Source organism: Methylobacterium sp. WL18, from assembly GCF_008040015.1.
Taxonomy (GTDB): Bacteria; Pseudomonadota; Alphaproteobacteria; order Rhizobiales; family Beijerinckiaceae; genus Methylobacterium; species Methylobacterium mesophilicum.
The window spans coordinates 1-952 of the sequence record NZ_VRVD01001068.1 but is presented as its reverse complement, the minus strand read 5'-3'; the positions used below and the strand labels follow the sequence as shown (position 1 = coordinate 952).

1 protein-coding gene is annotated in these 952 nt (G+C 72.0%); it reads left to right on the top strand.

Annotation, left to right across the window (positions count from 1 at the left end; translation table 11 throughout):
• On the top strand, positions 1-843 hold an 843-nt coding region (locus FV228_RS30940; RefSeq protein ID WP_147857885.1), incomplete at its 5' end, for a hypothetical protein.
• Positions 844-952 lie beyond the last annotated feature (109 nt).

Sequence of the window (952 nt, the reverse complement as noted above, 5' to 3'; positions counted from 1 at the left end):
GCCCACGCGCGCCCGTCGAGCCCGCCGGTCCACGCCGCGCGCTGGAGCCTGCTGGTCTTCGGCTGCGGCACCTCCCTGTCGGCCGCCCTGCAGCGCCTGCTGCTCGAGCCCGATCCGGGCCTTCAGCGCCTCGTCGAACTTAAGTTCGGCGAGGTGTTCGCCGCGCTGGCGACGGCGGTCCTCCTGTTCACCGCCCGTGAGGTCCGCCCGGCGCTGACGCGGTCCGACCCCGGTATCCTGGTCGCCGGTGCGCTCACGTGGTTCCTGCCCGAGCCCCACGCGGTCTACGCCGGCATGACGCTCGTCGCGGCGTGGTTCCTCGTCCGGCGCTCGGAAGACCGTCTGCTCGCCGATATCGGTCAGATCTGGCTGGCCCTGTCGGTGTGCGAGCTGTGGAGCAAGCTCGTCTTCAAGCTGTTCTACCACGCCATCGAGCCGTTCGAGGTGGCCGTGATGGCCTGGGTCGGGCGCCTCGCGTTTCCCGGCCTGCACGCCACCGGCGTCTATCTCAGCACCCGCCCGGACTGGTCGATCGTGATGCTGGAGGGCTGCTCGGCGTTCCACAACCTGTCGCTGGCGGCCCTGATCTGGCTGTGCGTGCTCAAGATCGCCGGGCGACCGATCGGCCGCGGGGCGCTGGGAGCCCTGGCGGCGAGCGCGATCCTGGTCGTCGCGATCAACATCGCCCGGATCCTGGCGATGCTGCCGTCGGCAGAGGCCTATCATCACTGGCACGACGGGGCCGGCTCGGTGACCGTGGCGCTGGTCTCGGTGGCGGCCTCGCTGCTGCCCATCGTCATCCATGTCGAGAGGTCGCCGTGCCCGGTCGCGCGTCCCGTTTGACCAGAGCCGACCGCGCGGGCCTGGGCGCCCTGTGCCTGCTGCTCGCCCTGTCGGTCTCGATGCGGGTCCAGGCCTACGGGACCGGCCCGGCCGCCCCGGAGCCGGCCGC